Origin of the sequence: Falsiroseomonas frigidaquae (assembly GCF_012163145.1) — a bacterium.
Classification (GTDB): domain Bacteria; phylum Pseudomonadota; class Alphaproteobacteria; order Acetobacterales; family Acetobacteraceae; genus Falsiroseomonas; species Falsiroseomonas frigidaquae.
In genome coordinates, this window is the sequence record NZ_JAAVTX010000007.1 from 341,365 (window position 1) to 362,424 (window position 21,060).

Below are 21,060 nucleotides of genomic sequence, written 5' to 3' on the forward strand. Positions count from 1 at the left end.
CTTATTCTTCCTTGAGGACGGCCTTGGCGATCTTAAGCGCGGAATTCGCCGCCGGCACGCCCGCATAGGCGCCGACCTGCAAAAGGACCTCGCCGATCTCCTCCGGCGTCACGCCGGTGTTGCGGGTGGCGCGGATGTGCAGTTCCAGCTCCTCATGCCGGGCCAGCGCCGCCATCATGCCGATGCAGAGCAGGCTTCGGGTGTGGCGCGTCAGCCCGGGACGGGTCCAGATGGCGCCCCAGACATTGGCCGTGATCCAGTCCTGGAACGGTGCATCCAGAGACGTGACATTGGCGCCGGCCCGCGCGACATGTGCCTCCCCCAGCACCGATTTGCGGATGGCGATACCGGCGTCGCGCCCGGCCGCGGGGGCGAGGTTGGCGAAATGCTCCAGGATGGCCGCGGTCGCCTGCGCGGGGCGTTCCAGCGTGGGAAGGTGGCCCGCCTCGCTGATCTCGACATAGCGGCTGCCGGGAATCGCGTCCTGCACCTCCCGCGCCATCTCGGGCGGGGTGGCGATGTCACGGTCGCCGACCATCACGGTGGTCGGGCAGTCGATATGGCCGGCGACCTGTGCCGCACGCGCATCGCGCAGCGCGGCGGCGGAGCCGGCATAGCCGCGGCGGTCCGTGCGCAGCAGCATCTGCCGCAGGCCCTGGGAGGAGGCGAGCGAGGTGTCCACCACCCAGCGCGGCATCACCACATCAACCAGTGCCTGGGTGCCGATCTCGCGCACAGCGTCGATGCGGTCCTGCCAGGCATCCGGCGGGGGGAATTCCAGCGCGGTGTCCATCAGCATCAGCGACAGCACGCGATCCGGCGCCATGGCCGCGAGCTGCATGGCGATGCGCCCGCCGATCGACATGCCCAGCACATGCGCCTGGCGGATGCCCAGAGCGTCCAGCAGCGCCAGCGCGTCGGAGGCGTGCAGCTCCATGGAATAATCGCCGTCGGTCACCCCGGTCAGGCCGTGGCCGCGCATATCCATGCGGATGACGCGATGCGTGCGCGCCAGGGTCGCGACCTGCGGTTCGAAGACCTGCATCGTCGTGCCGATGGAATGCAGCATCAGCAGCGGCGGCGCCTCCTCGGGGCCCTCCACCGCGGCATGCACGACGATATCCCCCAGGTGCAAAAACATCCCGGCTCCCCACCTGATGAGGTGGGATGTCTAACATTCGATCCCGGCCGTCGGGAAGCGGGGTGCGGGCCGCGCGGTGCGGCCCGCAAGCGATTGGTGGACGGTCGATCGTCAGACGCGCTCGAGCACCATGGCGATGCCCTGGCCGACGCCGATGCACATGGTGACCAGCGCGTAGCGTTCGCCGCGATTGTGCAGTTCCTGCACCGCCGTCTGCACCAGCCGCGCGCCGGACATGCCGAGCGGGTGGCCGAGCGCGATGGCGCCGCCATTCGGGTTCACATGCGCCGCATCGTCCGGCAGGCCGAGATCGCGCGTCACCGCCAGCGCCTGCGCGGCGAAGGCCTCGTTCAGCTCGATCACCGCCATGTCGGACAGGCTGAGGCCCGCCTTCGCCAGCACGCGCTTCACCGCCGGCGCCGGGCCGAAGCCCATGATGCGCGGCGCCACGCCGGCCGTGGCGGCCGCGACCACGCGGGCGCGCGGCGTCAGCCCATGCTTGCGCGCCGCATCCGCGCTGGCGATCAGGATGGCGCAGGCGCCGTCATTGACGCCGGAGGCATTGCCCGCGGTGACGCTGCCGCCTTCCTTGCGGAATGGCGTGCCGAGCTTCGCCAGGGCTTCCATGGTGGTCTCCGGGCGCGGATGCTCGTCCTGGTCGACGATGATCGGGTCGCCCTTCCGGCGCGCGATGCTGACCGGCACGATCTCCTGCGCGAAGCGGCCGGAGGCCTGTGCCTTGCCGGCACGCTGCTGCGAGCGCAGCGCGAAGGCGTCCTGGTCGGCGCGCGAAACCTGGAAATCCTGCGCCACGTTCTCCGCCGTCTCCGGCATGGAATCGATGCCGAAGCCGGCCTTCATCTTCGGGTTGACGAAGCGCCAGCCGATGGTGGTGTCGTAGATCTCGGCGGTGCGGCCGAAGGCCTCGGCCGACTTGCCCATGACGAAGGGCGCGCGGGTCATGCTCTCGACGCCGCCGGCCAGCATCAGCTCGGCCTCGCCAGCCTTGATGGCGCGGGCGGCGATGCCCACCGCATCCATGCCGGAGCCGCAGAGGCGGTTCACCGTGGCACCCGGGATCGACTCGGGCAGGCCAGCCAGCAGGGCGGACATGCGGGCGACGTTGCGGTTGTCCTCGCCCGCCTGGTTGGCGCAGCCGAAGATCACATCCTCCACCGCCGCCCAGTCCAGCTTCGGGTTGCGCGCCATCAGCGCCTTGATCGGCACCGCGCCGAGGTCGTCGGGGCGCACATCCTTCAACGCGCCGGCATAGCGGCCGATGGCGGTGCGGGCGGCGTCGCAGATGAAGGCGTCGGCCATGGTCGGGTTCCTCGATGGGTTCGGCGTTTCGTGCCGCCGCGGCGGCTGCGCGTCAACGGGTGGCCTGGACGAACCGCGCGGCGGTCGCCGCGTTGAGGACCGGAACGAACCAGCAGGAGTTGCGCGGATGAGCACCCCCGAACGCGGCAGCGGCGCCGTGACCACGGATGAGGGCGGCAAGAACAACCCCGATGCGCGGCCCGACCCCGGCCCCGCCCCGGTCGGCCCGGCCGTGCATGGCCCGGCGCAGAAGCCGGCCGAGACCCCGAAGGACCCCGGCCCGGCACCGGTCGGCCCGGCGGTGGACCACCACGGCCCGAACCCGCGCTAGCTTCAGTTCAGGAAGGGGTTGCGGCCGCGGGCGGGCGCCTGCGCCGGGCCGTAGTGGCGGGCCAGGTAGTCCACGATGGTGTCGCGGAACTCGCCCTCCAGCGGGTTCATGCCGTGCCGTTCCGTCATCCAGTCCATCAGCCCGTCCCATTGCGGGCGCGAGAAGCGGCTGCGGCGGATCAGCGCGGTGTTGTGGCAGGCGGTGCAGTAGCCGAAGACCTCGGATCGGCCTTCGCCTTCGGCCAGAACCGTCTCCTCCTCCACCGTCTGCTCGATGGCGCGCGCCGCATCGGCCTGGCGCTGCGCCGCATCCTGGGCCAGCGCCGCTGCGGGAAGCAGCAGCGCCAGGGTGAACAAGACCTTCCGCATCAGCCGACCAGGATCGCGGCGCGGCTGATCCCATTGCCGCCATAGCCCTGCGGGTTCCAGTTGGCCGGCAGATGCGGCTGCATGCGGCCGTTGCTGTCCGTCGCCCGGTACCAGACCTCGTAATAGCCATCCGAGGGCAGTTCCACGCGGCCGGTCCAGCGCTGCCAGGCATGAGCATTCGCCGGCGCGGCCACCTGCATCTCGGTCCAGGTCGCGCCGAAATCGACGCTGGCATGCACCGCCCGCACCGTCAGGTCCCCGGCCCAGGCGGCGCCACGCAGGTCGAGCGACCGCGTCCCCGCCGCCAGCCGCGCCCCATGCGCATGCGAGGACAGGATCGAGCGCACGGGCATGCTCTCCAGATCGACGAAATCGGCGCCGTTGTTGCTGCTGCCGGGGACGATCGGCTTCACCGGCACGCGGTAGCTGGTGCCGCCCATGCCCGGGCCGTCATGCGGCTTGTCGCGCACCCAGATGCGGGTCAGCCATTTCTGGCTAAGGCTGCCCGGCCAGCCCGGCGTCACCAGCCGCAGCGGCGCGCCGTTGACCAGGGGAATCGCCGCCCCGTTCAGGCGGAAGGCCAGCAGCGTGTCCTCCTCCATCGCCTTCGAGATCCGCATGCCGCGCGCGATGGAGGGCCGCCCCGGCTCGCCGGACAGATGCGGGTCGGCGCCATAATGGCCGGTGGCGACGGCGGAGGGCTTCAGCCCGGCCGCCTGCAACACGTCCCGCAGCCGCACGCCGGTCCATTCGCCATTGCTGATGGCGCCGTTGCCCCATTGGTTGCCGCGGGTCTGCGGAGAGAAGAAGGCGCGGCCATTGCCGCCGCATTCCAGCTGCAACTGCCGGGTGACGACGGGGAAGCGCTGCTCCAACTCGCCGAGCGTGATCTCGATCGGGGTGTTCACCTCCCCGTCGATGGTCAGCTTCCAGGCCTTGGGGTCGGCCGGCACCTCCGGCACGCCGCCATTGTTGCGGATGAACATGTTGCGGGCGGAGGTCACCGGCTCATCCAGCAGGGTTTCCGGCGTCTCCGCGTTCAACGGCCGCTCGCCCTGCAGGATCAGCGGGCCCTTGCCCTCCATCTGCAGCACGGCCGGGGCGCTGCCCTGGGCTGCGGCCGGGCGGCTGAACAGGGCGGGCAGCGTGCCGGCCGGCATGTTGGCGCCGAAGGGAATCGCCGCGCCCACCGCGCCGCCCATGGCCGCCAGCGCCGCGCCCTTCAGCGCCCCGCGACGCCCGAAGGCCACGGCATCCGCCCGCTCCGGGTCATCACGGTACAGTTCCTGCACCGAGCGTTCGGTCTTGCGCGACATGTCATTTCCTCCGTTGCGTTGCAGGGAGGATTGGCCATGCGCGCCCGGCCGGCAAGCGGAGAAAGATTACTCTGCCGCGAGCGGCAGCACCGGCGCGGTCTTCCAGCCATATTTTTCATCCAGCCCCAGCCTGCGCACGATGGCCAGGCCGCGCGCCAGATGGTCCGGCTTCAGCCCGGTCAGCGGCCGCCGCAGGTCACCCGCCGGCAGCCCCACCGCCTGCATCAGCGACTTCACCGCCACCGGGTTGATGGCCGAATAGGTGAAGTGCAGCAGCGGCAGCAGGCGCAGATAGGTCTCCCGGAACACCACGGACTGCGCCGGATCGGCCCAGGGGGTCGAAAGCTGTGCCATGCCGGCCGGGTCGATATTGCCGGTCATATTCGCCGTGCCATGCCCGCCGAGCGACATGGTGGGCACCACCAGGCCGAGGTTCGGGCTGTCGCAGCACATGATGGTCGCATCCGGCTGCGCCGCGCAGACCTGCGCCACCTGGCCGACGCGGGTGGTGCTTTCCTTCAGCACGACGATGTTCGGGTGCTTCATCAGCCGCAGCAGATGGTCCCAATGCAGGTCGGACTTCACCCGCGGCGGGTTGTTGTAGATGCCGATCGGCAGTTCCACCGCATCCGCGCATTCGGCGAAGAAGGCCTCGATGTCATCCTCCGGCGCGCAGATATAGGCCGGCGCCGCCAGGATCGCGCCATCGGCGCCGGCGGACTTGGCGTGCTTCAGATAGGCGATGGTGGCGGCGGTGCTGGTGCCGGTGCAGCCGTAGAACATCTTCATGCCGCCGGTCTTCATCTTGGCGGTCTTCTCGACGATCTCGCGCCGTTCCTCCGGCGTCAGCATGGAGACCTCGCCGGTCGAGCCCATGATCAGCACGGCGGAGGTGCCATTCTTCGCCTGCCAGTCGATCAGCGTGCGGAAGCCGCCGAAATCGATGCTGCCATCGGCATTGAAGGGGGTGATCAGGGCGACGAAGGACCCCTCGATCCGCATCTTGGTCATCGGCATTCTCCACCTGGATCAGCGAGCGTAACGCGGTCCGCGGCGGCTGGAAATCACTGGCTCGCGCGGCGGGGCCATCTGAATTGCTTCCACATAGCGGGATTGGCCCTTCCGCAATCGTGGCGCCCGCGCAATTGTAGCGGCAATCGACCGGAGCCAACCATGCCCTCGCGCCGCAGCCTCCTCCGCGCCTCCTCCCTTCTGGGCCTGGCGCCGCTCACCACGCCGGCCCTGGCCCAGGCGCCCTGGCCGTCGCGGCCGATCACCATCGTGGTGCCCTTCCCGCCCGGCGGTTCGAACGATTTGCTGGCGCGGCCGGTGGCGTTGAAGCTGCAGCAGGCGCTGGGCGGCCACCCGGTGGTGGTGGAGAATCGCGGCGGCGCGGGCGGCACCGTGGGCGCCACCGCCGTGGCGCGCGCGCCGGCGGATGGGCACACGCTGATGTGGGGCCATGTCGGCACGTTGGCGGTGAATCCCTGGATCTACCCGAACCTGCCCTATGATCCGCTGCGCGACTTCGCCCCGGTGGCGCTGGTGGCCACCCTGCCCTCCATCCTGGCCGTCCACCCCTCCGTCCCCGCCCGCAGCGCGGCGGAGTTCATCGCGCTGGCCAAGGCCCGCCCCGGCTCCCTGGAATATGGCAGCGCCGGCAATGGCGCGGCTTCGCACATCACCATGGCCGCCTTCTGCGACGCGGCGGGGATCGAGCTGGTGCACGTGCCCTATCGCGGCAATGGCCCGATGCTGACGGACCTGATCGCCGGCCGGCTGAAGGCCAGCTTCGCCGGTGCGCCGGTGGTGCTGCCCTCCACCCGCGACGACCGGCTGGTGGCGCTGGGAATGAGCGCGCTCACCCCCTCCGCCGCGCTGCCCGGCATCAAGCCGATCGCCGAGGCGCTGCCGGGCTTCGAGGTGGTGCAGTGGCACGGGCTGGTCGCGCCCGCCGCGACGCCGCGGGAGGTGATCGCGAAGATCAACGCCGCGGTGAACGGCCTGCTCAACGACGCCGACCTCAAGACCCGCCTGACCACGGAAGGCGCCGACCCGGCCCCGCGCACGCCGGAGGCCTTCCGGACCCTGATCACCAGCGAGCTGGAGCGGTTTCGCGTGCTGATCGGCCGCGCCGGCATCAAGGCGGATTGATCGCTTGCTGACACTGACCGTCGCCTGCGCCCCCTATGACCGGGTGCGGGCCTTGTTCGATGGCCGCGTGACGATTCCCGGCCTGCGGCTGGTGCAGGTGCCGATTCATTCGGAGCAGAGCTTTCCGCGCGCCTTCACCCGCGCGGAATTCGATGTGACGGAGCTGTCGCTGTCGTCCCACCTGCTGCAGGTATCCCGCGGCGAGGCGGCCTACGCCGCCATCCCGGCCTTCGTCTCCCGCGCCTTCCGGCACGGCTGCATCTATCTGCGCGCCGGGGCGGGCATCGCCGGGCCGAAGGACCTGGAGGGGCGGCGCGTCGGCATTCCGGAGTACCAGATGACGCTCGGCCTGTGGCTGCGCGGCATATTGGCGGATGACCACGGCGTGGATGTGAACGGCATCGCCTGGCGCACCGCCGGCACCAATGCGGCCGGCCGGCGCGAGCGCCTGCCGCTGGAACTGCCGCCCGGGATGGATGTGCAGCCCATCGCGGGCACGCTGAACGAGGCGCTGCTGGCCGGCGAGATCGACGCCATCCTGTCCCCCACCGAGCCCGCCGCCTTCGCCGCCGGCGACCCGCGCGTGACGCGGCTGTTTCCCGACCCGCGTGCCGCCGCCATCGCCTATCACCGCCGCACCGGCTTCCACCCGATCATGCACCTGATCGGCATCCGCCAGGACATCCTGGCGCGCGATCCCGCCCTCGCCCCACGCCTGACCGCGGCCTTCGCCGAGGCGAAGCGCCTGGCGCTGGCGGATATCGAGGCCGATCTGCGGCATTCCTCCCTGACCCAGATGCTGCCCTTCCACGCCGAGGAATGGGCCGCCACCAAGGCCCTGCTCGGCCCCGACCCCTGGACCTACGGCATCGCCGCCAACCGGGCGGAGCTGGAGGCGATCTGCCGCTGGTCGCACGCGCAGCATTTGTCGCGGCGCCTTCTGGCGGTGGAGGAAGTCTTTGCCGAGGGAGTTCAGGACAGTTGATCATCCGCACTGCAGGAGACCCCACGCCATGATAAGCGCCGCCATCATCGGCCTCGGAAGTTGGGGCCAGCACCTGGTTCGCTGCGTGGGGCCGGACAGCCAGCTCATCCGCTTCACCGCCTTCGCCACCCGCACGCCGGACAAGGCACGCGACTTCGCCGCCGCGCATGGCCTGCGCCAGATCGACAGCTACGAGGCGGCGCTGGCGGACCCGGAGATCGATGCGGTGGTGCTCGCCACGCCGCATCGCCAACACACCGGCCAGATCGTCGCCGCCGCCGCCGCCGGCAAGCATGTGTTCACGGAAAAGCCGCTGGGCGTGAGCGTGGAGGAAGCGCAGCGCGCCGCGCAGGCCTGCGCCGATGCCGGCGTCACGCTCGGCGTCGGCTACAACTGGCGCTTCCAGCCGGCGCTGCAGGCGATCCATCGCATGATCGAGGACGGCACGCTCGGCCGCGTGCTGCATCTCGAGGGCAACTTCTGCGGCCCCAGCGCCTATCGCTTCCCGCAGGGCCATTGGCGGCATGACCGCGCGGAGGGCCCCGCCGGAGGCATGACCGGGCGCGGCGTGCATGTGGTGGATGCCATGCTCTACCTCGCCGGGCCGATCGAGCAGGTGACGGCGCAGAGCTACCGCCTGGTGCAGGATTTCGGCATGGACGACACGACTTCCATGCTGCTGCGCTTCGCCAGCGGCGCAACCGGCTATCTCGGCACGGTCATCGCGACCGCCGAGACCTGGCGCATGCAGGTCTTCGGCAGCAAGGCCTGGGTCTCCGTCGGCGATGTCGAGCACCTGACCACCTGGGACCTGACCGTTTGCCGCATCGACCCGGACAACGTCACGGTGAAGCAGCGGCCGGAGGTGATCACCTTCCAGAAGACCGGCACCGAACGCGCGGAGCTGGAGCATTTCGCGGAGCACGCCCTGGGACGCCAGGCGCTCGCCCGGCCCGGCGGCGACGCGGTGCATAATGTCGAGGTGCTGGAGGCGATCATGGCCTCCATCCAATCCCAGGGTCCGGTTCGCATCTGATGGAGGAGGTTCTTCGCATGGCCAGACTCACACGGCGTCACCTCATCGGCGCGGCCGCCCTCGCGCTTCCCGCCACGGCCCGCGCCCAGGGTGCCCAGGGGGCGGAGGATTATCCGAACCGGCCGGTGCGCGCCGTCGTCCCCTCGCCGCCTGGCGGGCCGCCGGACCTCATCCTGCGGGCGATCGCGCCGCGCATGTCGGCCGCGCTCGGCCAACCGGTGGTCACCGAAAACCGCCCCGGCGCCGGCGGCGTCATCGGCACCTCCTACGTCGCGCGGCAGCCGGCGGATGGCTACACATGGCTGTTCACCACCGCGTCCCACGTCAACACGCCGCCCTTCAACCCGAACGTCAATTTCGACCCGATCGGCGACTTCACCCATGTGACGCTGGCGGTGCAGAATTTCGGCCAGGCGCTGGTGGTGCATCCCAGCGTGCAGGCCACCACGCTGGCGGAGCTGATCGCGCTGGCGAAGCGCGAGCCGGGGCGGCTGACCTACGCCAATGCCGGCAACGGCACCGCCAGCCACATCCCGGCGGAGCTGATGAAGTCGATGGCCGGGGTGGACGTGCTGTCCATCCCCTATCGCGGCGTGGCGGAAGCGGTGGCGGACCTGCTTTCCGGCCGCGTGGACATGTTCTTCGTCGGCACCAACGTGGCGCTGGAGCATGTCCGCGCCGGCCGCCTGCGCGCCATCGCGCTGACCGGCGCACGGCGCTGGAAGGGAATGCCGGAGGTACCGACCATGCAGGAAGGCGGCATTGCCGGCTTCAACGTGGTGAACTGGTTCGGCCTTTGGATGCCCGCGGGCGCCCCCGCCGCGATCGTGCGGAAGGTGCATGCCGCCGTGGCGACGGCGGTGGCGGACCCGGAGGTGATGCGGCAGTTCGACACCCAGGGCCTGCAGGGCATCGCCATGCCACCGGCCGAGTTCCAGGGCTTCGTCGCCGACCAGGCGCGGCTGGCGCAGGAGATCGGCCGCCGCGTCAACAGCGCCCCGGCCCGCTGAAGCCGGCGCAGCGCTGCGCCCGAAAGCGTGACAATGCGGATGGCTGCCGCCACGCGCGGCGGCGCCTAGCCTTCCCCTGCCCGGCTGAACAGCCCGGGCCAAGGGAAGGAAACGCAAGATGCACCGAACCCGAATCTGGGGGCGCAGCCTGCTGGGCGCCTGCGCCGCCCTGTTTCTCCTCGCCTCGCCAGGTCATGCACAGACCGCGCATGACCATGCGGAGGTTCCACCGAACTTCCAGGTGGACCCGTTCTGGCCGAAGACCCTGCCCAACAACTGGATCATCGGCGCGGTCGCCGGGGTCGCGGTGGACCGGCGGGACCACATCTGGATCATCCATCGGCCATCCACCCTGGCGCCCCGCCAGGTGCTGGCAGCCACCAATCCGCCGCAGACGCTGTGCTGCGTCGCCGCGCCGCCCGTGCTGGTCTTCGACATGTCGGGCAATCTGCTCCGGTCCTGGGGCGGGCCGGGCGAGGGCTATGAATGGCCGCAGAGCGAGCACGGCATCTATGTGGATGCGGAGGACAATGTCTGGCTCGCCGGCAATGGTCCGCGTGACCACCAGATCCTGAAGTTCCACCTCGATGGCCGCTTCCAGATGCAGATCGGCCGCGCCGGCGCTTCCTCCGGCAGCAACGACACGCAGAACCTGAACCGCCCCGCGGATACCGAGGTCGATGTCCAGGCAAGGGAGTTGTTCGTGGCGGATGGCTACGGCAATCGCCGCATCATCGTCTTCGACAGCGACACCGGTGCCTACAAGCGGCACTGGGGTGCCTATGGCGAGCGGCCAAACGATGACCCGCAACCCGCCTTCGACCCGGCGCAACCGCCTTCCCGCAGCTTCGCGAACCCGGTGCACTGCGTACGGCTGACGCGCGACGGGCTGGTCTATGTCTGCGACCGCGTGAACAACCGCGTGCAGGTGTTCCGCCGCGACGGCAGCTTCGTCTCGGAATTCTTCGTGGCGCGGCAGACGCGGCTGAACGGCGCCATCGCGGATCTGGTGCCCTCGCCGGATGCGGACCAGGCGTATCTGTTCAGCGTGGACAATACCAACAGCGTCGCCCGCGTGCTGCGCCGGCGGGACGGGGAGGTGCTGTCCACCTTTGGCCGCATGGGCCGCTACGCCGGCCAGTTCATGGTGCCGCACAACGTCGCGGTCGACAGCCAGGGCAACCTCTATATCTCGGAGGTCGATACCGGCCAGCGGGTGCAGCGCTTCCGCCGCACCGATCCCCTGCCCTGAAGACCAGGGAATGCCGCCGCGCAGCCGCGCGGCGGCACGCCTCAGCGCGGCTCGATGCCCGCGGCGCGGACGATGGGCGCGAAGCCGGCGATCTCGGAGCGCACGAATTCGGTGTAGCTTTCCGGCGTGCTTTCCGGCGGCGGCGAGCCCGTCAGTTCCTCGAAACGGCTGATCATGGCCGGCTGGGCCAGCGATTCGCGAATCACGGCGGCCAGCCGGGTGACGATCGGGGCCGGCAGGCGGGCCGGGCCGGAAATGCCGAACCAGGCCGAATTCACCACGTCCACGCCGCTTTCCTTCAGGGTCGGCAGGTCCGGGAAGCGACCGGAGCGGGTGGCGGAGGATACCGCCATGGCACGCACGCTGCCATTGGCGATGTGCGGCGCGGCGGAAGGCAGGCTGTCCATCATCGCGGGCACCACGCCGGCGATGGTGTCCGTCATCGCCGGGCCGGCGCCGCGATAGGGGATCGGCGTGACCCGGATGCCCAGCGCCATGCCCAGCCGCACGCCCGTCAGGTGGCTGGAACTGCCGATGCCGGAGACCGCGAAGTCGATCTCCCCGGCGCGGCGCACATGGGCGATGAACTGCTCCAGATTCTGCGCCGGATGGTTCTTGGTCACCACCAGGACGGAGGGGCTGGTCACCACCAGCGCCACATGGGTGAAGTCGCCCATCGGGTCATAGGGCAGGCTCGGGTACAGGCTCGGCGAGACGCCATGCGAGCCGCTGTTCGACATTAAAAGGGTCAGCCCATCCGGCTCCGCCTGCGCCACCACGGCGGCGCCGATGGTGGCGCCGGCGCCGGGCCGGTTCTCCACCACCACTGTCTGGCCCAGGCGCTGGCCGATCTGCTCCGCCACCAGGCGGGCCATCACATCCGTGGTGCCGCCGGGCGCATAGGGCACCACCAGGCGGATCGGGCGGGACGGCCAGGCGGCCTGCGCCAAGGCGGGGCGGACGATGGCGGGCGCGGCCAGTGCCGCCAGGGGCAGGGCGAGCGCAATACGTCGCGAAATGGTCATGGCAGCATCTCCTCCGCTGGGCCATGCGCGGCCCTTGGGGCGGATGATCGCCGCGATTGGCCCGCAAGCCAAGCCGGGATGCAACCGGTGGCCCAGATGCAGGCCCTCATGAGGCCTGCATGCGGTCCCGGACGACCCCGGCGAAGGCCGTCAGAGGCGGCCGAGCACCAGCAGCACCAGCACGATGACCAGCACGGTGCCGAGCAGCCCCATGCCGCCATGGCCGAAGCCGTAGCCATAACCGCCGAAGCGACCGCTGACGCCGCCGAGCAGCACCAGGATCAGCACGATGAGGAGGATTGTCCCGAGCATGTGGCGGCCCCCCTCAGCGCGTTTCGACGGTGATGCCGCGGCCGCCCACGGTGAGGTCGATGCCGCTGCGGTTCTGCTCCTGGTACGCCCAATAGCCGAGTGCGCCGACGGCGATCAGCAGCACGCCAAGGACGGGATAAAGCAGGTTTCGGCTCATCGGGCGGTCCATCCATCTCATTTGCCGCGACGACATCGCCGCGGTTTCCCGCGACGTCACCGTCGCGGTTGAGAACAGATCGCTCGTTGCGCGTCCTGGTTCATCAGATAACGTGTTTGTAATGGTGAAGCTCAGGCGCTGAGCCGCTCCATCGCCGCCGCATCGACCTCGAAATTCGCATAGACGTTCTGCACGTCGTCATGCTCGTCGAGAATATCCAGCAGCTTCAGCACCTCCCGCGCCCGCTCCTCGTCCAGGTCCACGGTGGTGGAGGGCCACCACTCCAGCTTGGCGGCCTCCGCGGTGCCGAACCTGGCCTCCAGCGCGTCGCGCACGGCGGCGAAATCCTCCACCGCGCAGGACACCTCATGGCCGTCCTCGGTGCTCTCGACATCGCCGGCGCCGGCCTCGATGGCGGCCTCCAGCATGGTGTCGGCATCCGCCGCATTGGCCGGGTAGCGCAGCACGCCCTTGCGCTCGAACTGGAAGGCCACCGAGTTCGTCTCGCCCAGAGCACCGCCATTCTTGGCGAAGATGGAGCGCAGGTCGCCGCCGGTGCGGTTGCGGTTGTCGGTTAGCGCCTCGACGATCACGGCGATGCCATAGGGGCCGTAGCCCTCGTAGCGCATCTCCTGGTAGTCCTCGCCCACCCCGGCGGTGGCGGCGCGCTTGATGGCGCGGTCGATGGTGTCGCGCGTCATGTTCGCCACCAGCGCCGCCTTCACCGCGGCGCGCAGGCGCGGATTCATCGCCGGATCGGGCAGGCCCTGCTTGGCACTGACGGAAATCTCCCGGATCAGCTTGCCGAAGGCCGCGGCCTTCTTGGCCCCCTGCGCCGCCTTGCGGTGCATGATGTTCTTCGCGTGCGAATGGCCGGCCATGGCCTGGTTCTCCGTGTTTCTGTCTAGCTGGCGGGGCGCTGCTATACCGGCGCGCGGCACTCCGCGGCAAATTCCGTCATGCCCGCCTTCAACGTGCGGTTCACAAATCCGGTCCAGAATGGCCGCATGGCCAGACCTGTGCCTCCGGCTCCCTCGTCGACCGACACGGTGCAGCGCCTCATGCTGCGCCTCGCCAGCCTGACCGTGGTGCTGACGCTGGCCGCGGTGGGGGCGAACCAGCTGCTGCTGGAACAGACGCTGCAGACCGCGGCCCATGGCTGGGCCACCCAGGTGGCCCGCGACATGCTGCGGGAGGAACCGCGCCTGGGGCAGCTTCTGCGCAGTGCGCCGGCCGAATTGGCGGAGCGCGAGCTACTGCAGGATTTTCCGCTGCCGCAGGAATTCAGCGGCTTCCGGCTGCTCGGCACCAGCGGCGCGCCGCTGCTGGAGATGGCGGCGCCGGACCGCGGCCAGCCGATCGACGCCGCCCACCCACCGCATGTCGAGGTGCCGGTGGAGGACGCCCAAGGCACCGCCGGCGCCCTGCAGATGACGCTGCGGGAGACCGGGCGCCGCCGCTATCTCGTCCGCGTCTTCCGCATCGCGCAGGCCAGCGTCGTGCTGTTCGGCGGCGCGATGCTGGCGCTGCTGCTTTGGCTCGGCCTGCGTGGGCGGCGGGAGGAAGCGGCCGCGATCCGCGCCCGCACGCTGCTGCGCCATGACAGCCTGACCGGCCTCGCCACCCATGCGGAGCTGCGCAAGAGCCTGGCCCGCGCCCTGCCCGGCGCCCGGGCGGGGCAGCGCCAGGTCGGCGTGCTGGTGATGAACCTGCGCGGCTTCCGAGACGTGAACGCCCTGCACGGCCGCGCCACCGGCGATGCGGTGCTGGAGGCGCTGGCCCGGCGGCTGCGGACCCTGGTGCGGCGGGAAGACACGGTCGCGCGCCTGTCGGCGGACCGCTTTGCCGTGGTGCAGACCGCGATGGCCGGGGAGGAGGACGCGGTGGCGCTGGCCGAACGCCTGGCCAATGCCCTGGCTGAGCCGCTGCTGCTGCCCAATACCCCGAGCCTGACCCTGTGCGTGGAATTCGGCCTGGCCGTGGCGCCGCAGGATGGGGACGAGGCGGAACTGCTGCTGGCGCGCGCCGAGGCCGCGCTTTCCGCCGCGCGCGGCGTGCCGAAGCCCGCGATCCGCGGCTTCCAGCCGGCGATGGACGAGGCGCTGCGCGCCAGGCGGGCCATCGAGGCCGATCTGCAGCAGGCGATCGAGGCTGAAGCACTGGTCCTGCACTACCAGCCGCAGCGCCGCCTGCGCGACCGGCGCCTGGTGGGGTTCGAGGCGCTGCTGCGCTGGCCGCACCCGCTGCGCGGCCTGGTCCCGCCGATCGAGTTCATCCCGCTGGCCGAGCAGAACGGCATGATCGTGCCGCTCGGCGCCTGGGTGATCCGTGCTGCCTGCGCCGAGGCCGCGCGCTGGCCAGGGGAACAACGGGTGGCGGTCAACCTGTCCCCCGCGCAGTTCCGCCATGGCGACCTGGTGCATACCGTGGCCGATGCGCTGGCCCGTTCCGGGCTTTCCGCACATCGGCTGGAGCTCGAGATCACGGAGAGCCTGCTGCAGGAGGATCCGGAGGATGTGGTGGCGCTGCTGCGCGACCTGCGCGGCCTGGGCGTGTCCATTGCCATGGATGATTTCGGCACCGGCTGGTCCAGCCTGGCGCATCTGTGGCGCTTCCCCTTCGGCAAGCTGAAGATCGACCGCGCCTTCATCACGGACCTGGCCTGCGACCCGAAGCTGTCCGCCATCGTCGCCACCATCGTCGGCCTCGGGCGAATCCTGGACATGACCGTGGTGGCGGAAGGCGTGGAGACGGAGGAACAGGCCCGCATCCTGGCGGCGGAGGGCTGCGAGCAGGGCCAGGGCTGGCTGTTCGGCCGCCCGATGCCGGCCGAGGCGGCGCGGCGGCTGAGCGCCGAGGAATGGGCCGAGGCGGCGCGCAGCGTGGCGTGAGGCCCGCAGCGGAGCTGCGTAAGCTGTGTCAGCGGAGCTGCGTAAGCTGTGTCAGCGGAGCTGCGTAAGCTGTGTCAGCGGAGCTGCGTAAGCTGTGTCAGCGGAGCTGCGTAAGCTGTGACAGCCGGGCTTCGTACACCGTGGCTGCGGAGCGGCGCCAACTGCAGCCGCGAGGCCCGCGCTACCGGCGGCCGCGGGGCTGCGCTAGCTGTGGCCGCCATGCTGATCCGCCCCGTCGCCCAATCCCCGCACCTGCCGCGGATCGCCGCCTTGCTGCATGCCGAGTGGTGGGCCGCCGGAGGCCATGCGCTGGCGGAGACGGAGGCGTTCCTGCGCGCCGCCACCGGCCCCGCCGCGCCCTGCGCGCTGGTCGCGGAGCAGGGCGGGGTGCCGATGGGCACCGCCACGCTCGATGTCGAGGACCTGCCCAGCCGGCCGGACCTTTCCCCCTGGCTCGCCTCCGTCCTCGTCGCCCCCGCCTTCCGGCGGCAGGGCGTGGCGACGGCGCTGGTGGCGGAGGTGCGGCGGCGGGCGGCGGCGCTGGGCCATCAGCGCCTGTGGCTGTTCACCGGCGGGCAGGCGTCGTTCTACGCGGCGCGGGGGTGGTCCCCAGAAGGGGCAGAGATCTATCGCGGCCAGCCCGTGACGCTGATGTCCTGCGTGCCGTAGGGGCAGGCTCCGCCCCCGCCTCCAGCGCATCGAGGAACGCCGCCGCCTGCGCCCGCATCGCCGCGACCTTCCCCGGGTCCATCTTCGCCAGGGTCCGCAGCGGCATCGCCATCCGCATGTTCTTCGCGAAGCGGGACGCGTGGCGGGCGATGAAATCCCAGTACAGGTAGTTGAACGGGCAGGCGCCCTCCCCGGTCGGCCGCTTCACGTCATAGGCGCAGCCACGGCAGTAGTCGGACATGCGATTGATGTAGGCGCCGGACGCCGCATAGGGCTTGGAGGCCATCACCCCGCCATCGGCGTGCAGCGCCATGCCCTGCACATTGGGCAGTTCCACCCATTCATAGGCGTCGGCATAGACCACCATGTACCAGTCATTCACCGCGGCCGGGGCCAGGCCCGCCAACAAGGCGAAATTGCCGGTCACCATCAGCCGCTGGATGTGGTGGGCATAGGCCAGGTCGCGCGTCTGCCCGATGGCCGCCGCCATGCAGGCCATCGAGGTTTCGCCGGACCAGTACAGCCAGGGCAGCGGGCGATGCGCCTCCAGCGCATTGGTCTCCCGGTACGCGGGCATCTTCAGCCAATAAAGGCCACGCACATATTCGCGCCAGCCGAGGATCTGGCGGACAAAACCCTCCACCGCGTTCAGCGGCGCATCGCCGCGCCGGTACGCCGCCTCCGCCGCACGGCAGGCGGCCATGGGTTGCAGCAGCCCGCAATTCAGCGCGGCACCGACCAGCGCGTGGAACAGGGTCGCCTCGCCGGTTGCCATGGCGTCCTGGTAGTCGCCGAAGCGCGGCAGGCGGTGGGCGATGAAATCCTCCAGCGCCTGTTCCGCCTGCGCCGCGGTCACCGGCCAGCCGAAGCGGTCCGTGGTGCCGAAATGGTCGGGGAATTCGCGCTCCACCAGGGCAATCACCTCCCGCGTCACCGCATCGGGCGCGAAGCGGCGCGGGCGGGGCGGGGTGAGGTCGGCGGGCAGCGCCGCGCGGTTCTCGGCATCGTAGTTCCACTGGCCGCCGGCGGGCTCATCCGGCGCCGCCATCAGCAGGCCGGTGACGCGGCGCATGTCGCGGTAGAAATACTCCATGCGCAGCTGCTTCCGCCCGGCGGCCCAGTCGCGGAAGCCGTCCAGGGTGCAAAGGAAGCGGGTATCCTCCCGGATCTCCACCGGCAGGCCCGTGGCGTCCTGCCAGGATTGCATGTCCGCCAGCACGCGGAATTCGCCTGGATGGGTGCAGATGATGCGCGTGGCGCCATGCATCCGCGCCGCCCGCGCCACCTCCCCCGCCAGGCTCTGGGTATTCGCCGGATCGTCCAGGCGGCTATAGGCGAGCCGCACGCCCTGCCCTTCCTGCGCCTCGGCGAAATGCCGCATGGCGGACAGCACCAGCGCGATCTTCTGCTTGTGGTGGCGGACATAGGTGCATTCGGCCCGCACCTCCGCCATCAGCACCAGGTCCCGCGCCGCATCCAGCCCTTCCAGCGCGGAAAGACCCGCACTGCACTGGTCGCCGAGAACGACGCGAAGCGCCGTCACGCCCTTTCGTAGCGCACGGCGCTGCCATCCTCGCCGGTGGTGGCGAAGCCGATCCAGGTACCGGCGGCATCGTACAGCACATCCGCGCCCTCCCCGCCCACCAGCACCACGCGGGTGCCGCCCTGGGCCGGGCTGATCCGCAGTTCCGGCGCCACGACCAGCGCCTTGCGCGGGTCGAACAGCGGCACGCCGGGGCGCAGCGTGGCGCGGCGCCACCAGGTCAGCGGCGCCGCCTCGGCGGGCAGGCGCTGCTCGCCCTCCGGCCCGCGCAGCAGCAGCGCGGCGCCGGCGGCGCGGGCCTCGCAGGCCGTGGTGGTGCCGTTCTTCTCAAGCCGGGAGGTCAGCGCCACCAGGCGATCGCCGCGCCAGGTCTCGGCGGTGGCGTGGTGGTAGCGAAAGACGGTGAAGCCCATCAGCTTCACCTCGATCCGCACATCGCTCTGCGCCTCCAGCAGCCCGGCCTCCTCGCGAAATCGCACGCGGTGCGTGCCGACCGCGCTGCCGCCACGCAGCACGCGGAAATCCAGCCCGGCAGGCGCCGCGAGGGCCGCATCAGCCAGCAGCATCATCGGCACCCCCGCCAGCAGCGCCCGCCGCCGCATCACCCGCGCCCCGCAATGGCGCCGCGGCCGCCATCGACGCCGATCACCTGCCCCGTCATCCAGCCGGCGGCGTCGGAGAGCAGGAAATCGGCCACGGCGGCCACGTCATCGGCCTCGCCCAGCCTGGGAATCGGGTGCTGCTTGGCAATGGCATCTGCCATCTGGGTGCTCCGCGTCAGGGGTTCGGCCAGCGCCGTGCGGGTCAGGCTCGGCGCGATGCAGTTGACGCGGATATGTGGCGCCAGTTCGGCGGCCAGCGCCACCGTCACTCCCTCCACCCCCGCCTTGGCCGCGCCGATCGCGACATGGTTTGCAAAGCCGGTGCGCGCCGCGACGGAGGAAAACAGAACGACAGACCCCTTCCCCGCCGCCAGCGCCGCCGCCGCCGCCTGCACCGCCAGCGCCGGGCCGGCGGTATTCAGCCGGAAGGTCTCCAGCAGTTCCGCCTCCGTCACCCGGGCCAGCGGCTTCAGCAGGATGGAGCCGACGCAGACGGCAAGCCCCGCCAGCGGCGAACCCGCCGCCTCCACCGCCGCGCGGCGGCCTTCCGGGTCCAGCAGGTCGGCGGCGAAATGGCCGCAGCCGAGCTCGGCCGCCAGTGCCGCCAGCGGCGCCTCCCGCCGCGCCACCAGGAAGGGCAGCGCACCCCGCGCCGCCAGCCGCCGCGCCAGCGCCGTCCCGACCCCGCCCGTCGCCCCGAAGACCAGCACCTGACCCGTCATCACATCCAATCCCCATCCAGAACCCGTCTCCGCGTCGGCACAGATGGTCCCGATGGCGCGGACGGAAAGCCGCCCCGGCGCCCGAATGGCGACCCGTCGCCAACCGCGCCCCGGCGTGGCATGATGCGCCACCATGCGCCAATTGCTGTTGCTGCGGCACGCGAAGTCCAGCTGGGACGATCCGCGCCTCTCCGATCACGCCCGCCCGCTGAACGCGCGCGGCAGGCGTGCCGCCGTGGCCATGGGCGCGGCGATGCGGGAGCTGGGGCTGGCGCCGGACATCGTGCTGGTCTCCTCCGCCCGCCGCACCCTGCAGACGCTGGAGGCGCTGGCCCCGCTGGAGGGCCCGCCGCTGGTCGAGCCGATGGACGACCTGTATCTCGCCGCCTGGCCCAGCCTGCTGGACGTGCTCCGCCGGGTGCGGGAGACGGCGCGCAGCGTGCTGCTGATCGGCCACAATCCCGGGTTGCACGATCTGGCGATGGCCCTGGCCGGCCCCGCCGCCATGGCGGCCGGCACGCCGATGTCCCGCCGGCTGGCGGAAGGCTATCCGACCGCGACGCTGACCGAATTCGCCCTGGCCCTGCCCTGGCGCCAATTGGAGGCTGGTGGCGGGCGGCTGCTGCGCGTGCTGTCCCCGGCCGACCTGCCCGCCGCGGGCGATACGCCCGAACTGCCGGCCTGAACCGATGTCCGGCACCATTCCCAGCCTGAGCCTCGAAGCCGATCTGGAGCCGAGCCTCGCCACCGGCTTCTTCCGCAACCCCGCGCTGTCGAGCCGCCGCGCCGGCCGCACCCGATCCGTCGCCGTGGCGCTGGGCTGGCTGGACACCGCCAAGGGTGCGCTGGCGGCCGAGGGCCTGGCGCTGGAAGCAGCCCCCGGCCCGCGCGCCCCGCGCCGGCTGGTGCTCGCCCTGCCCGCAGCCGAGGCACCCTGGCGCCCGGCGACCCCCGCCGCGGTGCTGGAGACCCTGGCCCCGGATGGGGTGCCGGAGCAGGCGGGCGGTGCGCCGTTGCTGCCGCTCGCGGCCTTCGCCGGGCGGCGCGTCAGCGTTCCACTGACCGGCGCGGTGGAGGCCAGCCTGCTGCACGGCACCCTGCGGGTGATGGCGGCCGAACGCCCGATCGCCCGGCTGACCCTGACCGGCCCGGCCGAGGCGGTGCTGGAGACGATGCGGGACCTGGCCGGCGTGCTGCCCCTGCTGCCGCCCATCGCCAGCCTGGCGGAGGAAGCGCGCGCCTTCGCGCAGCACCAGAACCTGCGCCCGCGCCGGCTGGGCGCGACGAAGCTGGCGCCGGATCTCGATGTGGAAGCGGCGCTGCAGGGGGTCATCGGCCATCTGCTGGAAGTGCTGCTGTGGCACGCGCCCGTGGCCGCCGCCGGGGAGGATACCAGCGGCGTGCACCAGATGCGCGTGGCGCTGCGGCGGCTGCGATCGGCGCTGAAGGCGTTTCGCCCGGCGGCGGATGGCCCGGCTCTGCGCCGATTCGACCAGGGGCTGAAGGGCCTAGCCGGCACGCTCGGCCCGGCGCGGGACTGGGACGTCTTCCTCGCCGGGCTGGGTGCCGAACTGGCCGAGGCGCTGCCGGGCGAGCGTCGTATCCTCGCGCTGCTGGAGGCCGGCCACCGGCACCGCGACGAAGCCTATGCCACGCTGCGCGGCCTGCTCGCCGGGCCCGCCTTCCGGCAACTGGTGTGGGACGGCGTGGCGCTGGATGTGGAGCGCCCCTGGCGGGCCGATGCGGACGCCGAGGCCACGGAGCGCCGCGAGGCGCCGCTGCAGGACCTGGCCAGCCACATGCTGGCCAAGGCCTGGCGCCGCATGACGGAGGTGGGGGAGGATATCGCCCATCTGCCGGACGCCGAATTCCACGCGTTGCGCCTGCACGGCAAGCGGCTGCGCTACCTGGCGGAGCTGTTCGCCCCGCTGTTCGGCCGCAAGCGCAGCCGCCGCTTCCTGGAACGGCTGGCCGAGATGCAGGAGCAATTCGGCCTAGCGAACGACGCCAGCGTGGCTCGCGCCCTGGTTGAGACCGAGGCGCATGGGCCCGGTGCCTGGGCGGCGGGGGTGGCGGAGGGCTGGGTGCTGGCGCGGTCGCGCCGCGCGCGGTCCCGGGCGGCCAAGGCCTGGGCTGCCCTGCTGGCAACGGAAGCCTTCTGGAATCAAGGCTGAGAGCCGCATTCCTCGCCTAATATTTAAGATAAATGAATGGGTTGCGCCCGCT

22 protein-coding genes are annotated in these 21,060 nt (G+C 71.1%); 10 read left to right on the top strand and 12 right to left on the bottom strand.

Going from position 1 to position 21,060, the window contains the following annotated elements; genetic code table 11:
* Position 1 precedes the first annotated feature (1 nt).
* Positions 2-1,141 carry a bifunctional 3-oxoadipate enol-lactonase/4-carboxymuconolactone decarboxylase PcaDC gene (pcaDC, locus tag HB662_RS24270; protein WP_168053716.1) on the bottom strand — a complete coding sequence of 380 codons (1,140 nt, stop codon included), beginning with the start codon at positions 1,139-1,141 and terminating at the stop codon, positions 2-4.
* 111 nt (positions 1,142-1,252) lie between these two features.
* The gene (pcaF, locus tag HB662_RS24275) at positions 1,253-2,461 is read right to left on the bottom strand and encodes a 3-oxoadipyl-CoA thiolase (protein WP_168053718.1); all 1,209 of its coding nucleotides are present in this window, start codon (positions 2,459-2,461) and stop codon (positions 1,253-1,255) included.
* Between the two features lie 127 nt (positions 2,462-2,588).
* Here pcaF and HB662_RS24280 point away from each other — a divergent pair, with 127 nt between their 5' ends.
* Complete coding sequence (locus HB662_RS24280; RefSeq protein ID WP_168053720.1) at positions 2,589-2,792, top strand: hypothetical protein; 204 nt, start codon at positions 2,589-2,591, stop codon at positions 2,790-2,792.
* A 2-nt stretch (positions 2,793-2,794) separates the two neighbouring features.
* Here HB662_RS24280 and HB662_RS24285 read toward each other — a convergent pair whose 3' ends face one another.
* From HB662_RS24285 to HB662_RS24295, 3 genes are all read right to left on the bottom strand, one after another.
* Positions 2,795-3,160 carry a hypothetical protein gene (locus HB662_RS24285; protein WP_168053722.1) on the bottom strand — a complete coding sequence of 122 codons (366 nt, stop codon included), beginning with the start codon at positions 3,158-3,160 and terminating at the stop codon, positions 2,795-2,797.
* Entirely contained in the window at positions 3,160-4,476 is a 1,317-nt protein-coding gene (locus HB662_RS24290) for a sulfite oxidase (protein WP_168053724.1), read from the bottom strand. Before HB662_RS24290 ends, HB662_RS24285 begins: the two co-directional genes overlap by 1 nt.
* A 66-nt stretch (positions 4,477-4,542) precedes the next feature.
* Entirely contained in the window at positions 4,543-5,487 is a 945-nt protein-coding gene (locus HB662_RS24295) for a 4-hydroxy-tetrahydrodipicolinate synthase family protein (protein WP_168053726.1), read from the bottom strand.
* Between the two features lie 162 nt (positions 5,488-5,649).
* Here HB662_RS24295 and HB662_RS24300 point away from each other — a divergent pair, with 162 nt between their 5' ends.
* The 5 genes from HB662_RS24300 (at position 5,650) to HB662_RS24320 (ending at position 10,913) form a co-directional block, all read left to right on the top strand.
* Positions 5,650-6,630: a Bug family tripartite tricarboxylate transporter substrate binding protein gene (locus HB662_RS24300; RefSeq protein ID WP_168053728.1), complete on the top strand. Its 981-nt coding sequence runs from the start codon at positions 5,650-5,652 to the stop codon at positions 6,628-6,630.
* A 4-nt stretch (positions 6,631-6,634) separates the two neighbouring features.
* Complete coding sequence (locus tag HB662_RS24305) at positions 6,635-7,615, top strand: substrate-binding domain-containing protein (RefSeq protein ID WP_209443460.1); 981 nt, start codon at positions 6,635-6,637, stop codon at positions 7,613-7,615.
* A 28-nt stretch (positions 7,616-7,643) separates the two neighbouring features.
* A complete protein-coding gene (locus tag HB662_RS24310) occupies positions 7,644-8,651 on the top strand; it encodes a Gfo/Idh/MocA family protein (protein WP_168053730.1) in 1,008 nt (335 codons plus the stop codon).
* A gap of 17 nt (positions 8,652-8,668) precedes the next feature.
* Complete coding sequence (locus HB662_RS24315; protein WP_168053732.1) at positions 8,669-9,661, top strand: tripartite tricarboxylate transporter substrate-binding protein; 993 nt, start codon at positions 8,669-8,671, stop codon at positions 9,659-9,661.
* A 118-nt stretch (positions 9,662-9,779) separates the two neighbouring features.
* Positions 9,780-10,913: an NHL repeat-containing protein gene (locus HB662_RS24320; protein WP_168053734.1), complete on the top strand. Its 1,134-nt coding sequence runs from the start codon at positions 9,780-9,782 to the stop codon at positions 10,911-10,913.
* Between the two features lie 41 nt (positions 10,914-10,954).
* On the opposite strand, the gene HB662_RS24325 is transcribed toward HB662_RS24320, so the two are convergent.
* The 4 genes from HB662_RS24325 to HB662_RS24340 form a co-directional block, all read right to left on the bottom strand.
* Complete coding sequence (locus HB662_RS24325) at positions 10,955-11,938, bottom strand: Bug family tripartite tricarboxylate transporter substrate binding protein (protein ID WP_168053736.1); 984 nt, start codon at positions 11,936-11,938, stop codon at positions 10,955-10,957.
* Between the two features lie 150 nt (positions 11,939-12,088).
* Entirely contained in the window at positions 12,089-12,250 is a 162-nt protein-coding gene (locus HB662_RS24330) for a DUF3309 family protein (protein ID WP_168053738.1), read from the bottom strand.
* 13 nt (positions 12,251-12,263) lie between these two features.
* Positions 12,264-12,407, bottom strand: a complete 144-nt coding sequence (locus tag HB662_RS24335; RefSeq protein WP_168053741.1) for a hypothetical protein — start codon at positions 12,405-12,407, stop codon at positions 12,264-12,266.
* A 131-nt stretch (positions 12,408-12,538) separates the two neighbouring features.
* A complete protein-coding gene (locus HB662_RS24340) occupies positions 12,539-13,288 on the bottom strand; it encodes a YebC/PmpR family DNA-binding transcriptional regulator (protein ID WP_168053743.1) in 750 nt (249 codons plus the stop codon).
* Between the two features lie 180 nt (positions 13,289-13,468).
* Between HB662_RS24340 and HB662_RS24345 the strand changes: the two genes are divergently transcribed.
* Together HB662_RS24345 and HB662_RS24350 are read left to right on the top strand one after the other, a co-directional pair.
* Positions 13,469-15,298 (top strand): putative bifunctional diguanylate cyclase/phosphodiesterase, encoded by a 1,830-nt coding sequence (locus HB662_RS24345; RefSeq protein ID WP_168053745.1) that lies wholly within the window; start codon positions 13,469-13,471, stop codon positions 15,296-15,298.
* A 219-nt stretch (positions 15,299-15,517) separates the two neighbouring features.
* Positions 15,518-15,967, top strand: coding sequence for a GNAT family N-acetyltransferase (locus HB662_RS24350; RefSeq protein WP_168053747.1), 450 nt, complete (start codon positions 15,518-15,520; stop codon positions 15,965-15,967).
* On the opposite strand, the gene HB662_RS24355 is transcribed toward HB662_RS24350, so the two are convergent.
* Genes HB662_RS24355 through HB662_RS24365 form a run of 3 tightly spaced genes read right to left on the bottom strand, consistent with a single transcriptional unit; the run spans position 15,864 to position 18,834 of the window.
* Positions 15,864-17,510: a cryptochrome/photolyase family protein gene (locus HB662_RS24355; RefSeq protein ID WP_168053749.1), complete on the bottom strand. Its 1,647-nt coding sequence runs from the start codon at positions 17,508-17,510 to the stop codon at positions 15,864-15,866. The genes HB662_RS24350 and HB662_RS24355 overlap by 104 nt on opposite strands.
* Positions 17,507-18,112: a DUF6134 family protein gene (locus HB662_RS24360; protein WP_168053751.1), complete on the bottom strand. Its 606-nt coding sequence runs from the start codon at positions 18,110-18,112 to the stop codon at positions 17,507-17,509. Before HB662_RS24360 ends, HB662_RS24355 begins: the two co-directional genes overlap by 4 nt.
* Positions 18,112-18,834, bottom strand: coding sequence for an SDR family NAD(P)-dependent oxidoreductase (locus tag HB662_RS24365; protein ID WP_168053753.1), 723 nt, complete (start codon positions 18,832-18,834; stop codon positions 18,112-18,114). The genes HB662_RS24360 and HB662_RS24365 overlap by 1 nt, the downstream gene beginning before the upstream one ends.
* 133 nt (positions 18,835-18,967) lie before the next feature.
* Here HB662_RS24365 and HB662_RS24370 point away from each other — a divergent pair, with 133 nt between their 5' ends.
* Positions 18,968-19,519 (top strand): SixA phosphatase family protein, encoded by a 552-nt coding sequence (locus HB662_RS24370; protein WP_168053755.1) that lies wholly within the window; start codon positions 18,968-18,970, stop codon positions 19,517-19,519.
* Positions 19,520-19,523: 4 nt separating this feature from the next.
* Positions 19,524-21,008, top strand: a complete 1,485-nt coding sequence (locus HB662_RS24375) for a CYTH and CHAD domain-containing protein (RefSeq protein ID WP_168053757.1) — start codon at positions 19,524-19,526, stop codon at positions 21,006-21,008.
* Positions 21,009-21,060 lie beyond the last annotated feature (52 nt).